General features: G+C 65.1%; 10 protein-coding genes. 6 read left to right on the top strand and 4 right to left on the bottom strand.

Features of this window, described 5'->3' with window-relative positions; genetic code table 11:
• The first annotated feature begins 81 nt into the window (after positions 1 to 81).
• Positions 82 to 1086 carry an NADPH-dependent aldehyde reductase Ahr gene (gene ahr / locus Pla108_RS14120; RefSeq protein ID WP_146445620.1) on the top strand — a complete coding sequence of 335 codons (1005 nt, stop codon included), beginning with the start codon at positions 82 to 84 and terminating at the stop codon, positions 1084 to 1086.
• A 70-nt stretch (positions 1087 to 1156) separates the two neighbouring features.
• Positions 1157 to 1756, top strand: a complete 600-nt coding sequence (locus Pla108_RS14115; protein ID WP_146445619.1) for an HAD family hydrolase — start codon at positions 1157 to 1159, stop codon at positions 1754 to 1756.
• A 343-nt stretch (positions 1757 to 2099) separates the two neighbouring features.
• Here Pla108_RS14115 and Pla108_RS14110 read toward each other — a convergent pair whose 3' ends face one another.
• On the bottom strand, positions 2100 to 3737 hold the full coding sequence (locus Pla108_RS14110) for a PEP-CTERM sorting domain-containing protein (protein WP_197526560.1): 1638 nt from the start codon (positions 3735 to 3737) through the stop codon (positions 2100 to 2102).
• 226 nt (positions 3738 to 3963) lie between these two features.
• Between Pla108_RS14110 and Pla108_RS14105 the strand changes: the two genes are divergently transcribed.
• Entirely contained in the window at positions 3964 to 4620 is a 657-nt protein-coding gene (locus Pla108_RS14105) for an ECF-type sigma factor (RefSeq protein WP_197526559.1), read from the top strand.
• Positions 4613 to 6835, top strand: a complete 2223-nt coding sequence (locus tag Pla108_RS14100) for a serine/threonine-protein kinase (RefSeq protein ID WP_146445616.1) — start codon at positions 4613 to 4615, stop codon at positions 6833 to 6835. Before Pla108_RS14105 ends, Pla108_RS14100 begins: the two co-directional genes overlap by 8 nt.
• Here the strand turns inward: Pla108_RS14100 and Pla108_RS14095 are convergent.
• Positions 6819 to 7742: a DUF1559 family PulG-like putative transporter gene (locus Pla108_RS14095; RefSeq protein ID WP_146446000.1), complete on the bottom strand. Its 924-nt coding sequence runs from the start codon at positions 7740 to 7742 to the stop codon at positions 6819 to 6821. The genes Pla108_RS14100 and Pla108_RS14095 overlap by 17 nt on opposite strands.
• Complete coding sequence (locus tag Pla108_RS14090; protein ID WP_197526558.1) at positions 7739 to 10930, bottom strand: hypothetical protein; 3192 nt, start codon at positions 10928 to 10930, stop codon at positions 7739 to 7741. The genes Pla108_RS14095 and Pla108_RS14090 overlap by 4 nt, the downstream gene beginning before the upstream one ends.
• A 283-nt stretch (positions 10931 to 11213) precedes the next feature.
• On the opposite strand from Pla108_RS14090, the gene Pla108_RS14085 reads away from it, so the two are divergent.
• Together Pla108_RS14085 and Pla108_RS14080 are read left to right on the top strand one after the other, a co-directional pair.
• Complete coding sequence (locus tag Pla108_RS14085; protein ID WP_146445614.1) at positions 11214 to 11960, top strand: hypothetical protein; 747 nt, start codon at positions 11214 to 11216, stop codon at positions 11958 to 11960.
• Positions 11961 to 12031: 71 nt separating this feature from the next.
• Positions 12032 to 12682, top strand: a complete 651-nt coding sequence (locus Pla108_RS14080) for a hypothetical protein (RefSeq protein WP_146445613.1) — start codon at positions 12032 to 12034, stop codon at positions 12680 to 12682.
• A 668-nt stretch (positions 12683 to 13350) separates the two neighbouring features.
• Here Pla108_RS14080 and Pla108_RS14075 read toward each other — a convergent pair.
• A partial coding sequence (locus Pla108_RS14075; protein ID WP_146445612.1) for a DUF4915 domain-containing protein occupies positions 13351 to 13634 on the bottom strand: 284 nt, incomplete at its 5' end.

Here is a 13634-nt window from a genome sequence, read left to right as displayed (position 1 = left end):
GTACAGGGACGCTTGCAGGTTTGGCTAACCTGGCGTTGAATCAGAGCGTTGTACCTCACGCCCACCGTCGGAATCTCTCCCATGCCGATCCATGCCTACGCCGCCTCGGGCCCCGACGCCCCGTTCGAGCCGTTTGAGTACGAGCCCGGTCCCCTCGGGTATGGCGAGGTCGAGGTCGCTGTCGAGTACTGCGGCATCTGCCACAGCGACCTGAGCATGAAGAAGAACGACTGGGGGATGACCCAGTACCCGTTCGTCGGCGGGCACGAGGTGGCTGGCCGCGTCGCCGAGTTGGGAGAAGGGGTCGAGGGACTCGAGGTTGGCCAGCGCGTCGGCGTCGGCTGGAACTCCGCGTCGTGCTTGCGGTGCGATCAATGCCTGTCGGGTTATCAGAACCGTTGCCCCGACGCCGAGGCGACCATCGTCGGTCGGCACGGCGGTTTCGCCGATCGCGTGCGCGCCCAGGCGGCCTGGGTCATCGCCATTCCCGACGAGGTCGAACTCGTTGACTGCGGCCCCCTCTTCTGCGGCGGGCTGACGGTCTTCAACCCGTTTGTCGAGAACGACATCCGCCCGACCGACCGCGTGGCGGTGGTCGGCATCGGCGGCCTGGGGCACATGGCGATCGGCTTCGCGAAGGCCTGGGGGTGCGAAGTGACCGCCTTCAGCACGTCGCCCGACAAAGAAGCGGAAGCCCGCGAAATGGGCGCCCATCACTTCCGCAATTCTCGGGACGCGTCGCAGTTGGCGGCCGCCGCGGGAAGCTTCGACATGATCTTGGTGGCGGTGAACGTGGCCCTCGATTGGGACGCCTACATCGCCGCGCTGCGGCCCGGCGGAAAGCTCCATCTGGTCGGCGCGGCCGAGAAGGTTTCCGCGACGGTCTTCCCGCTCATCATGAGGCAAAAATCGATTGGCGCCTCGCCGACCGGGGGCATTGTCACCGCCCGAAAGATGGTGGAGTTCTGCGCCCGCCACGCGATCAAGCCGACCATCGAAGAGTTCCCGATGAGCGAGATCAACGCCGCCTTCGAGCACCTCGAATCGGGCAAGGCGCGGTACCGGATCGTCCTCGCGGCGGGGTAGGCGTATACTTGGGGCCCCGCCCCCACCGTCCCACCGCAACGGGCCGCTCCGCGACCCTCTCTCGCAAGAAATGATCGCCAAGATTCTCAACGGCTGGCCCGCCGATACGGCCGGCCTGGTGTTTGACTGCGACGGCACGCTCGTCGACAGCATGCCGCTGCACATCACCCTGTGGGACGAGTGCCTCGTCCCGTTCGGCGTCTGTCTGCCGAAGGGATTTATCGACACCCACGCCGGCAAGCCGACCGACATCATCGTCGAGATCATCAACGCCGAGCATGGCGTCACGATCGACGCGCTCGAGTTCCTCGACGTGAAAGAGGGCCGCTTCCGTGCGCGACTCAGTGAAGTGGGCGCGATCGAGCCGGTGGTCGAGGTGGCGCGGCGATACCGCGGCGTGCTGCCGATGGCCGTGGTCTCGGGCGGCTGCCGTGAGAACGTGGTCGAGTCGCTCAAGGCGATCGGGGCGCTCGACTGGTTCGACGTGATCTTAACGGCCGACGACCCGATCGCGCCAAAGCCGGCGCCCGACCTGTTCTTGGCGGCGGCCGAGCAGCTCGGCGTCCCCGCCGCAAAGTGCCACGCCTTCGAAGACGCCGACGCCGGCATCGCAGCCGCCGTCGCCGCGGGGATGACCGTCACCGACGTGCGAGACGTGCTCGCGGTTTAGTGACGCCCGCCGTCGTTGTGGAGCGGCTGAAATTGACCGAGGGTGAGCTGCGCCGACGCGAGTTTGGCGGATCGCGAAAGTGCGGAGAAGTTTCACTTCTCCGCGGATTTTGCCGTGAAGGAATCAGCCCTCGAAGTGCCGGTCCTCAGTAGGTTCGGCGCCGAAATGAGCCGTTCTATCCGACGGGTCTCTAGCCGGTCCACGGGCACGCGCCATCGGATCGACTTCTGTCGGCCTCGACCGAACTGTGGTCGGTGAAGACGACCTCAGCAGATTGGGCCTTGCCCTTCGGCGCTGAGGTTGAGGCACCCTCAGCGAGTTTGGCCCCTTGCGGTAGTTGCCGCTAACGAGACTGCCGATTCCGAAATGTGGCGGCGACGTGCACGGCAGGCTCAAGGCAATCTGTATCACTCGGCGCGGTACCGGCGTAACGCCTCTTTTGGCGTCGATTCAGCTGGGCGTGGGCGAGCGTGATGCCGAGTCCGATTAGGACGAGCGTGCCCGGCTCGGGGACGCCGACGGGTCCAACCCCCGGGCCTGTTCCCACGATGCCCGAGCCGCCGTAGGCGCCGGACCAGGTCTCGTAGTCGTCCAGGTCGAACCCGGCCCCCAGCCCGTCACGCCAGACCGTGTAGTCGGCCGCGTTAACCAGGCCGTCGCGGTTGAAGTCGCCGGGCAGCGGGATCGTTTCGACGAGGTCGCCGATAGCCTCCAGGGCGTCGATGTCGGGAACCGTGTACTCGATGCCCTGCACCGGGTCGCCAATGTTGACTCCAACAAGGGCCAGGTTGTTTAGCGCGAATGCGGGGTCCCAGAGGTGGCCCCCCTGGTTGAGGAAGCTCACACCGCCGTACTGGTTGAGCACGAACAGCTCGCTGCCGGTGGCGTAGTAACCCGTTCCGTCGGCGATCTGGCGGATGCTGAAAATCACCATGTCGGGAATGGTCGGGCCCAGCAGGCCATCGACGAGTGGAATGCCCTCCTGGTCAACGCCGCGTGTCGGGGCGAAGGTGCAGTTCATCGGGTCTGTGCAGAGGTCGAATCGATTCGGGTTGCCCGTGCCGTCACGCACCATCAGGGCGTCAACATCGATCAGACTCTCCCGAGAAGCGTTCGGGTCGCCTGCCGTGCTCGGGACGGCGCCAAGCAGTGACGTAACCGCATCGACGACCGTCGTGTGGCTGAGGTAGCCCGTGCCGTCGGCGTTGAACACCGACCAAGTCCCGTCGGCGTCAGTCTGCCAGTGGTCGTTGCGGAGCGAGTACTTGTCGGCGTCGCCGAGTGCTTGGGGGTCTTGGTCGATCCCTTTCCCCCACAGCTCAAGACCGGCGAGGTCGCGGCTTGTCGGCGCCGTCGCGTAGTTGCGTCCATCGACGCCGGCCTGGATCGACCACCGATTCAGCCCCAACGAGCCAGGAATCGACCGGGTGATTTCGCCGGCGCCGGCGAGGGTTAGGCCGCTGGCCGTTGAGAGGGGGCCGGCGCTCGGCACCGAGCGCATCTTCCCCCAGGCGCCCGCGGCGTTCCACCCGTAAGACTCGTCGTCGATCGAGAAAACGAGCGACGTTCGGTCCTGCAGGAGGTTAGCGAACAAGGCGTCGCGTGAGTTGGCGAGGGCGTCGGTCTCATCTTCCAGTTGATTGGGGGTCTGTCGCGTGCCGTTGTAGTTGTGCCCGTCGGCGACCCCGCCCCACCCGTCCCACTGCTGAAGCTGCTCGTGCCGCGTCCCGATGGTCGGTGTGCTGTCGACGTTTAAGTCGTTGACGGACTCCTTGCCCCAGACGCGGATGGCCGTATAGGGCGAGGCGGGCCCGCTCGGGTACAAGCGAGAGACGCCGCTGCCAGGGACGACGGCCCCGACGCCGACCGGCCTGTAACCGGACGCGGTCGCGAAGGTCGATAGGACGCAGGGCAGCGCGACCGATAGAATCGCGACCGAGCTCCAACGGCGTGACGAGGTGGAGTTGGAGTGAGTGAACATGGCGGTTCTCCGAGACTGCGAGGGAAGTGGGGAAAGGCTCTTACCCTCCTCATCGCGGTGGCCGCTCGGCCCCAGACACGCCGCTGAGAAAAAGATTTCGTCTCCCGTCGCCCGCCGGCCCGAAGGCGAAGGATCCTCACCCTGAATGCCACCCCAGGCGATATACTCATCGGCGACTTCGGCGGTCGCGCCGCCGAGTGGTTGCCCCCCTCTTCCGCAGGTCGCCATGGCGCCGGGAAAGACTTGCTCGTCTGACGACCCCGTCGGTGGCGGCTCCGCCCCCGGTGGCAGCGTAGCGCACTGGATCGAGGGCCTGCGGGCCGGCGACAGCCTAGCGGCCCAGAACTTATGGAGCCGCTACTTTGCTCGCCTTGCCCCGCTGGCCCAGGCCCGGCTGGCCAGGCTAGCGCGCGACCGGACCGGCGAGGACATCGCACTGAGCGCGCTCAAGAGCGTCATGATCGGCATCCGCGAGAACCGGTTCCCCGACCTCGCCGATGGCGAGGGGCTTTGGCCTCTGTTGGTGACGATCACCGCCCGTAAGGCGATCTCCGAACAACGCCGTCAACTCGCCGAGCGCCGCCGGCCCGACCGCGAGTGCCGCTTCGACGATGTGCAGGAGTACCTCGGCACGGAGCCGACGCCCGAGTTCGCCGTCGAAGTGGCTGACGAGTTGGAGCGGCTCGCCAAGGGCCTCGGCGACAGCGATCTCAAACGCATCGTCGAGTTTAAACTCGGCGGCAACACCAACGATGAGATCGCCGCCGAGCTCGGCTGCACCAGCCGGACAATAACGCGCAAGCTCAGCCGCATCCGCGAGGAGTGGGCGCACCACGCCGGCTTCCCGCTGGCGGAATTCGACAAGCAGGGCGACGGTGTCTGACCTGCACGGCAGCCACGATCAGCCGCCGGGCGCCAACGAGCGTCTCGAAGCGACGCGGCTGATCGACTCGATCTGCGACGAGTACGACCGGCAGACACGCGACGGCGCGCTGCCGCCCTTCGGGCCGTTTCTCGGTCGGGTTCCGGAGAAACTCCGCCAACGTTTGTTCAACGAGCTGCTGGGCGTAGCGCTCGAGCGGCTCGAGTCGCATGGGATCTCCGACGCCACGGGCCGTCTCCGCGATCTCAACGCCGACCTGCCGCCCCCCTACGCCGGTGCGCTCGACGAGGCACTTCAACAGCGAGCGACGGTGCTTTTCAAGTCGTCGTCGCAACGGGCGGCGAATGCTCGCTCTCGGAGCCGATCGCGTGGCCTGCGACTCCGCTGCCCGCACTGCAGCAACCACGTCGAACTGGTGGGCGACACGCCACTCGACGCTATCGACTGCACCGTCTGCGGCAGCCGTTTCAGCCTCGTCGACCAAACGCAAGAGACGCGGGCGGCGCACAAGCTGCAGAAGGTCGACCGCTTCGAGCTGGTGTCGCGGCTCGGCGTGGGGGCGTTCGGCACGGTCTGGAAGGCGCGTGATACCGAGCTGGACCGCACGGTCGCGATCAAGATCCCCCGCCGCGGACAGCTCTCGGACGATGAGGTCGAGCAGTTCCTCCGCGAGGCCCGCTCGGCGGCCCAACTCAGCCACCCGAACATCGTGCCGGTGCACGAGGTGGGTCGCGATGGCGACGTGGTCTTCATCGTCAGCGACCTCGTGCGCGGCGTCTCGGTACGCGACTACCTGACGACCGGCCGTCCCTCGTTCCGCGAGGCAGCGGAGATCGGCGCCGCGATCGCCGACGGACTTGAACACGCTCACCGGCGAGGCGTCGTGCATCGCGACCTGAAGCCGTCGAACGTGATGCTCGACGCTCAGGTGACGCCGCGGCTGATGGACTTCGGCCTCGCGAAGCGCGAGGTAGAAGAGGTCACGATGACGGTCGACGGACAGGTGCTCGGGACGCCTGCTTACATGTCGCCCGAGCAGGCAGGCGGCCGCGCCGCGTGGGCCGACCGACGGACCGATGTCTATTCGCTCGGCGTCATGCTCTTCGAGATGCTGACCGGCGAGCTGCCGTTTCGCGGCAACGCCCAGATGCAGGTGCAGCAGCGCCTGACCGAGGACGCCCCAACGGCGCGTAAGCTGAACTGGCAGACGCCGCTCGACCTGGCGACGATCGCCGCAAAGTGCCTGGAGCGCGAGCCGGGGCGCCGTTACCAGACCGCCCAAGAGGTCGCCGAGGACCTGCGGCGTTGGCTCGGCAACGTGCCGATCCGCGCCCGGCCGCTGCCGCCGACAGAGCGGCTGATTCGCTGGTGTGCGCGCAACCCGTATCGCGCGGCGGCGCTCGGGCTGTTGCTCTTCTTGGCCGTGACGGGCCCGGCGGCGGCCATGCTGATCGAGAGGCAGCGCACCCGGCTTGCGGAATTGGTTACCGAGAAGGACGGGTTGATCCAGCAGATCGGCGACGAGGCGCGCGATTACCGAGCCGCCAACGCACAGCTTCAAAGACAACTCGACGCCTGGGAAGGTCGCGTCGAGCCCAGCGATCTGTGGCCGCCGGAAGCGAATCGCCCGCCGATGAAGCGACTCCAACAGGCTTTACTGCAGCAGCGTGAGGACGCGCTCAGAACGCCCGCCGAAGTCGAGGAATCGGATCTCCGCGTGGCCCAGCGTTACCTGACGCTCGGGATCCTTTGCGAAGCGGCAGGGCGCCTCAACGATGCGGTCGCCAACATCAAGGCGGCGATTAGCCCACTGGAGCGTATGCGCGTCGCCCGGCCGCGCTCGCTGCCCCTCGCGGAGGCGTTGCGGTCGGCTTACGAGCGGCTCGCTCGTCTGACAGCTTCGTCCGATAGCAAGGACTCGCGCCAGTGGGCAGCGAAGTCTTACCGGACTGCACAAGAGATTGCCCAAGAGTTTCCCGATGACGCCTTCCTGCAGGCAGCGAAACTCAACGCCGATCTACGGTCGGCGACAGCGGCGGGTTTTCCCACCGCGAGGGACGACCTGCTTGCCGCCCGCGACGCAGAGCGTCGGCTCGCTGAGCTGTGGCCTCGCTCGGTCGAAGAACTTTACGAGTTGGCTTCACAACTTGCCGGCGACGAGGCGCCGCTGCTCGAAGTCGATCAGGCCTCCCCAGCTTCTAAGGCAGCTGACTGACTTCGCCTCCTGCGATTGTCGCGAGGTCGCCCAGCAAGGTGAAATCGATCGAGTCGGTCACGAAGTGTACGCTGCCGTCCGCCAATGCGAAGTTGGCGCCGCCCGAGTGGTTACTGCCGAACGGCAGATTGTTGAGCAACATCGACCGCACGCCGCCGGCCGGGAGCGGGTTGTGCCCGATATAGAAGCCGAATTGCAGGTGGTCGGCGTTTATTGGGTAACGGATCTGGTTCGCGGACTCCGAGCAGATCTTGTAGGTCGGGTTACCTGCTGCGGTGGCGCCGGTCATCCAGGGGCGGAAAGCATAGATGCGTTCGCCGAGCGCCAGGGAGTGCGACGTGCCATCCTCGATCATACCGATGCGCGTTTTGCTGCCCGGGTAGAGGACGCCGTTCGCGTCGAGGTCGCCACAAACGGTTTGCTCCAAGGCGAGGCCTTCACCGGGCCGGGCGGCGCCGCCGACGCCCCAGTAGTCCGCCAATTGCAGCGTTGAAATCCCCATCACCGCCGGCTCTGCCGAGGGGCAGCGGAAGAGCGCGGGCATTTCCGACTGCGGCGACCACGTCGTGGCGCCGCCGTTGGGCGTGGGGCCGATCCGGTTGTAGAGCGACGGCTCCTCCAGGTGCGGGAGCACCAGCACGCGCCAACTGACGCCGCTCTGGGCCGACACATCGTGGATCCGTCCGCCGGGAGGGAAGACTTGGTGCTGGGCGTGGTAGCTCTGCAGCGCGACCGCTTGTTGCCGCAGTAGGTTCGTACACTCGGCCCGCCGCGCCGCCTCGCGGGCGGCTTGCACCGCCGGCAACAGCAGGGCGACCAGCACGCCGATAATGGCCACCACGACGAGCAGCTCGATGAGCGTAAACGCCTCCGTCGCAACCCGGCCGCTGTGGCGCCGTCGGCTCATCGTGATCTCCCGAACGGAAGGCCAAGCAGGCAGGTCGCGGCCAACAGCCAGGCGGCGCCAGGTTCGGGGACGGAGGCACGCAGCTGGGCCTCGACAATCGCCGCGTCGATCGTTGCGTAGGCGGTAGCCAGCGACTGTCCCTGGAAGTCGGCGAGCGCTTGAGCAAAGCGGGGGATGTCGTAGAAGTCGACCACGCGCAAGCCCGTCGTCAACTCGACAAAGTCGAAAGCGTCGATGAAGCTGGCGGCTGCGACTTTCGACTGCGAGTTCTCAATGTAGGTAAACGTGTCCAACTCGTTGTCGAGCAGCATCGCGGCGAAGACCTGAGCGTCGTACTGGTCGATGTCGCCGTCGTTGTCGCCGTCACCGCGATAGTACCCGGTCGCCGATGCGACTTCCAAGCTCGAAAGCTCGGCAGACAACGACCGGGCAAAAGCCTCCGAATTGCTGGTCCCGGAGCCGTAGTCGATCTCGAAGTAGATGTCGTCCCGCCCGACGACATTGACCCGGTCGAATTCGCCCGAAAGGGAGCCCTCGTAGTACACCAGATCGTAGGCAGCGCCGGGCGTGAACTCCGGGTTGGTCAGATCCGTGGCGTCGATCTCCAAAATGCCGCCGAGCGCGACATTGCCCGTGACCGTCAAGTTGTCGTTGCCGCTGAGCGGGTCGCCGGGAATCTCGATCGCGAGGCGGCCTGTGGCTGCCTGTGCGTAATCACCGGTGACTTGCAGCGAATTGACCGGGTCGAACGACGCCACGCCGGCGCCGGTGAAACCGACGGCGACATCGCCGACGACATCCCCACCGCCGGCGAAGCGACCGCCCCCTTGGACCGCGAGCGACTCGGTCGCCAGCAGGCTTGTTCCAACCAGTTCCAAGGCGCCGTTCAGACCGATGGTCGTCGTCGTAGAAACCGACAGGTAGGTGTTGCTGATCGCGAGCGTGATGTTGTCCGTCGTGTCGCTTAGTAGCAGAGAGTGCGCCGCGTTTGGGACCGTCCCGACAGTCGGCGCCGACACGGTAACCGTCTGATCCGCCCCGCCCGGGACGTTGGTGAAGAGGGTGACGATGCTCGTGCTGTCGGGGGCCGAACCGCCGAACGCTGTGGACCAGCTCGCGCCGGTACCTGTCGCGGTAAAGGTCGGCGTCGATGTCGCAACGAACTGCACACGCACGTCGCTAGCGTTGTAGACCACTCGCTGCGCGACGGTCGAAGGGAGCCCCGTGACATGGACGTAGTCGAAGCCGCCTGAGACGGTCGCGCCGGCGGTCAGGATCGTAATCTCCGTGCTCGCCGACGGCGTGAATGAACTGATCGCCAGATCGAGCTGCCCCGCCAGCGTGGCGCCGCTTCCCACATCTAGGCGGTCGTGCTTCGAGCCGGCAGTGAGGCCCGTAATCTCGATCTCGAGCGTCCCTGACGTAGTCTGCGTATAGTTGCCGGCGATCGTCAGGATGCCGGGCGAGTTTCCCGGGCTGACGAGGGCGCCATTGGTGAAGGTGTCGAACAGGTCGATGCTGCCGCTTGCATCGCTATCGACCGCGAAAGTTCCCGATCCTCGCAGCACCGCCGGACCGGTGTGTGCGTAGGCCACGCCTGGGAGCAGGTTCAGCTCTGCCCCGGCGTCTACCTGGAATTCGTTGTTGTTTTGGATCGAGCCGCCAGTGAAGACTGACAGCGCCCCGCTAGTGACATGGATGAGACTGTTATTGGTCAACGAAGCCGCATTCAACAATCCCGAGCCTGCCTCCGACAAGAGCGACTGCTCGATGACGACCGGATCTCCGGAGACCGACTCGAGGCTCGCCATTGCGCCACTCAGCTTCAGCACGCCGATGAACGGGTCGAGCGTGCTGTTAACAACGAAAGAGCTGTTCTGAATGTCGAGCGTCGCGTCGGGGTCGGCGACGGAAAGGCCATCGATCGTCACAGGCACGTCGACCGTCACGGCATAGGGAAAAGCGAAGAGTGGCCCGATCATCACGTCGTAGGTGTCGGCGCCGTTGTTGGGGGCAGTCGGCGTATCCCAATTGAAAGAGTTCGACCAGTTGCCGTCGCCGACGAAATTCCAATTCGCGTCGAGCAAAACGGCACGCGCTTCGGTCGCATGTCCCATGGCGACGGCTGCCGCTAACAGCGCCGTGCGAGGAACACGCCGTAGCCCAACCGCGGTGGCCACGGCGATCAGCGCTGCCAGGACCAGCGGCGTTGGTTCGGGCACCGCGTTGGCGCAGCCACTGACGGAGCCATAAGTGGCACGCCACACGCCGTAGTCACCCGGCCCAATTTGCAGGTCGCCGTCGCTGTCGGCGGGGAGATTGGCGCCAGTGGCGCCATAGGTGTCGCGCCACGCGGTATAGTCGGCCGCGTCGACTCGGTTGTCGTGGTTGTAGTCGCCGGCGAGCGAATCGACGACGAGCAGCTCGACCTCCGGCGTAACGTCGAGTGTCATCTCGCGCTGTGTAGCGGCTTCGTAGAGTTTAGGATCAGCGCCGAACCGCACCTTAGTAAACGGCGTTGTCTCACCCTCGTGGGTGATCGCCATGCTGCCGACTTGCAGCGACCCCTGCACCATGCCGGCCGCTTGACCCGTGAGATCGATCCGCGCCAACAGCCACGCCGGCTCTGTCGGCCCGCCCAGGCAGTCGCCCGTGCAAACAGGACCGATTCCCGTTGTCGCCGTGGGGGACGTCACGGTAAACCCGCCGAACCGGGTAACGCCACTCGACGAGACAACGGGATAGACCTTGGTCTCGCCGCCCGCATCGACCATTTGTTGGTGTGCGGAGTCGACGACGACGGCGAAGCGGTTGTTCGTGGCGACGCTGTCGCTCGGCGGATTGTTGATTAGCACATCGTCGATTTCAATCGCCGGCGATGTATTGCCGTCGAGGACCAAGTTCAACGAGATGTTCTGCAGCCGAAGCAATTGATTGCTGAGGTCGGTTTGTGGACGCGCCCAAAGGTAGATCGACCCGCTCGTGTTCTCGATCAGCTCCATCCGAGGCGCCCCCGGCTGGGCGCCGAGCGGGCCGTACGACGTGAACTCGTAAGGCTGCGTCGGAGAGAGTGAAAACCAGAACCGAGCCGACGGCGAGTTGGCGCCCGCCGGGGCCGTCGCCAAGAGCGCCGCCGTGACGACGGCAACGCCGGCAAGTATCGAGCGACGCATGGATCGCGGGGTCATGGTGACCGTCTCACGAAAGGGAACCTCCGGGGGCCAGTCCCCCGTCGTCGTAAGAATCGCCGCAAGGCCGCTGAGAAGGGACACTCCTGCGGCCACAGTCTAGAGACTTGCTCAGACGGACTCAACGAAACCGTCTCCCGAAGGCCGGAAATCCGCGCTGGTAGGGCTTTTGGAGCCAAAGCGACTTTTTTCTGCCGGCCGTGTCTACCCGGTCGCCGTCGTCGCGATGTGGTGGGTGGGAGCAACGACACACCCCCATCCCTTCCACCTTAAGGAGTCTCCGATGAAACCGCTCGTACAACGCTGCTTCGCTGCTTCGCTCGCCCTGGGCTTGGTGCTCGCTGCTGCTGGCGCCCAGGCTCAGATCGGGCCGATCACCTCCGGGCCGGGCGGCTCGCCGGTCCCGCCGATCGTCGTCCCGGTCCCCCAGGACCCGTTGACCTACGAATTCGACTTTGGCTCGCCGCTCAACCGGGTCCAGGTGGACTACGCGACTGGCGCCGGCGCCTTCGAGAAATGGCTCCGGCCCGACCCTGACCAGAACGCCGACGGCACGGTCGACATGTGGGACCTGAACCAGTTCCTCGCCCAGCCGATTCTGACGCTCAACGAGTACCTGACGGTCGGCGCCGGCGGCCCGGCGTGGACCGACTGGCATGAAGAGATCCTTACGCCCGACTGGCAGTGGGGAGTCGTTTCGATCTCGACGCCCGGCGTCGTCGGCCCGACGAATCTGACCATCAGCCAGTCTGGGCCGAAGGTCGACTTTTTCTTCGACCCGCTCGTGCCCGGCACGGACGTCGATATCCGCAAAGAGCTGTTCTTCACCGGCACGATGACGTCACAGATGGCCAGTGATTTTCTTTCGGGCCAGTTCGCGATCCGCGTCGCGGAGTATCCGACTAGCGTCCCCGAGCCGGTCGCGTTGCCGCTGGTCGGCCTCGCTCTTTGCGGCGCGGCGATCTGTCAACTCCGCCGCCGCTGGGACGACGAGGCATCTCGCGGAGCCGAAGCTCAAGCTCGCGTTTGACTGAGTCCGTTAGCCCAACGCTCACGCTGCCAACACTTCCGCTCACCGGTCTCGAACCCAAGGAACCAATCATGAACATTCGCAAGCTGATTGCCGCCAAGTTGCTCACCACCCTGACTGCCGTCTTGGCAACGACTTCCGCGGACGCCGCGACGATCACCGACCTCTACAACACGGGCGTCGACAACTCGCACGTCACCCTGGGGAACGGGGCGACCGACTCTCACTACTACGTCGTCTCTGACTCGCAACCCGGCGTGGTCGTCAACAGTCCCGGCTACCCGTTCCCTGCATGGGTCGCCAACGTCAACGGGCCCGGCGGTTCGAGATGGGTCAGCACCCAACGTGACGCCTACGGCCGGCTCGGCAGCTTCAAGTACCAGACCACGTTTACGATCCCGTCGTACGCCGACTTGAACAGCGTCGTCATAAATGGCCTCTGGGCGACCGACGACGGCAACAGCAACATCTTGATCAACGGCAATCCGACGAATCAGTCGACCCTTGGCCACTCGTCGCTGACGCCGTTCACCATCACCGGCGCATCGAATTTCTTCCATGGGTCGGGCAACACAATCGAGTTCGTCTTCGACAACGTCACCGGTCCAACCGGCCTGCGGGTCGACGGGATCAGCGGTACGTTTGTCCCCGAACCAACGGGCTTCGCAGCGGGCCTTGCAGGCCTGGCCGGGATCGGAGCGGTGCGTCGCCGTGGCAGATAGCCGTGCTACGAAGGCCCAGGGCCAGCGCTAACTTTGGATATGACTGCGTAAGCTGCGTCACAAGGAATCCTTCGCAGCTTGTCTTGCATCCGGCTCGACGGATCTCTATGCAAACGTCAACCGGAGCGAATTGCGTACAGCAGTGACTCTCTGCCGACAAGACAGACGAGGAAAACTGGGCGGCTACCTATCTTGCCCTGAATTCGCGCTGGCCCTGTACGAAGGCCTCGTAAGATTTCGACAGGCGGCGGGCCGGCAACGGCCCGCCGCTTTCTCCGCATGCCTTCCGATCGTGACTCGTCCGTGAACATGGCTGTCGAAACGAGCATCGTCGCCGGTTAGACGAGTGAGAATCGGAAATGACGATCCGTGATCCAATAGGGCGACTCGTAACGGAATTCGGTCGGATCGACCGATGAGGCTAAAGGCCGAATCCAAACGCGGTCGGCTGGACCAGTTTCGGCAAGTTCCGCCTGACGCCAACTCGCCGAGGTCCTGCCCGCGAATCGACACCTCGGCGCCTTGGCCAGATCGCTTCCTGCGAGCGGATGAGGCAACTTCGGCAACGAAGCAATCTGCAGAACTTGCTGAGGTCGTGTTCGCGGAGGGCGATTTTGGTCTTACCCAAACCGTCTCTCAAGAACGGTTTGACAATCGTGCCTAAGCCGTCACGCTCGCAGGCCTTCAGGCACGTCAGCTAGCGCAGCGTCGCCCAGGACGTAGCTTCTGCCGACCAGTTCGGCATCGTGGTTCACGAGGTCGGGGAACCGCACGCCCGGCAAGACTTCGACGGCGAAGATCTCTTGCACCCCTTCCTCGAACTTGCAGAAGCCGAGCGTCTCGCCGGTTTCGATGTTGAGGACCCAGACGCCGCAGGCGCGTTCTTCGGCTTCTTTTAATCGCTCGACCAAGGGAATGCCGCTGAAGATGGCCGACTCGCGGACTTGCGAGA

The sequence above is a fragment of the Botrimarina colliarenosi genome, from assembly GCF_007859955.1.
GTDB lineage: Bacteria > Planctomycetota > Planctomycetia > Pirellulales > Lacipirellulaceae > Botrimarina > Botrimarina colliarenosi.
This window is presented reverse-complemented; position numbering and strand designations above follow the sequence as displayed.

Excerpts from the sequence above, each read along its gene's own strand:
- ahr (WP_146445620.1), top strand. The coding sequence starts at position 82 with ATGCCGATCCATGCCTACGCCGCCTCGGGCCCCGACGCCCCGTTCGAG.
- Pla108_RS14115 (WP_146445619.1), top strand. The coding sequence starts at position 1,157 with ATGATCGCCAAGATTCTCAACGGCTGGCCCGCCGATACGGCCGGCCTG.
- Pla108_RS14110 (WP_197526560.1), bottom strand. The coding sequence starts at position 3,737 with ATGTTCACTCACTCCAACTCCACCTCGTCACGCCGTTGGAGCTCGGTC.
- Pla108_RS14105 (WP_197526559.1), top strand. The coding sequence starts at position 3,964 with ATGGCGCCGGGAAAGACTTGCTCGTCTGACGACCCCGTCGGTGGCGGC.
- Pla108_RS14095 (WP_146446000.1), bottom strand. The coding sequence starts at position 7,742 with ATGAGCCGACGGCGCCACAGCGGCCGGGTTGCGACGGAGGCGTTTACG.
- Pla108_RS14090 (WP_197526558.1), bottom strand. The coding sequence starts at position 10,930 with ATGACCCCGCGATCCATGCGTCGCTCGATACTTGCCGGCGTTGCCGTC.
- Pla108_RS14085 (WP_146445614.1), top strand. The coding sequence starts at position 11,214 with ATGAAACCGCTCGTACAACGCTGCTTCGCTGCTTCGCTCGCCCTGGGC.
- Pla108_RS14080 (WP_146445613.1), top strand. The coding sequence starts at position 12,032 with ATGAACATTCGCAAGCTGATTGCCGCCAAGTTGCTCACCACCCTGACT.